The sequence below is a fragment of the Bacillus cereus group sp. BfR-BA-01350 genome (assembly GCF_022663775.1).
Classification (GTDB): Bacteria; Bacillota; Bacilli; order Bacillales; family Bacillaceae_G; genus Bacillus_A; species Bacillus_A paranthracis.
In genome coordinates, this window is record NZ_JAKUGD010000047.1 from 1 (window position 1) to 304 (window position 304).

Sequence of the window (304 nt, forward strand, 5' to 3'; positions counted from 1 at the left end):
CGTTAATTCTTCTTGCGCTTGTTCACGTGTTAATTTTCCGGATTTCTCTTGCTCTAAAATTGATTTCGCTTTTTCTTTCGTTTGATCATCTAATCCCGCAAACATTTCTTTGTGTTTACCCTTTTCCGGCAACTTCACTCCTAGTTTTGTCAATTCTTCTTTTGCTTGTTCTCTTGTTAATTTTCCAGACTTTTCTTGCTCTAAAATTGATTTCGCTTTTTCTTTCGTTTGATCATCTAATCCCGCAAACATTTCTTTACGTTTTTCTTTCTCTGGAAGCTTTACACCTAACTCCTCCAACTGT

Annotated in this window: 1 pseudogene; it reads right to left on the minus strand. The window is 35.9% G+C overall.

Annotation, left to right across the window (positions count from 1 at the left end):
• Window positions 1–304, minus strand: a pseudogene (locus MR147_RS26870) (hypothetical protein); the annotation flags it as partial.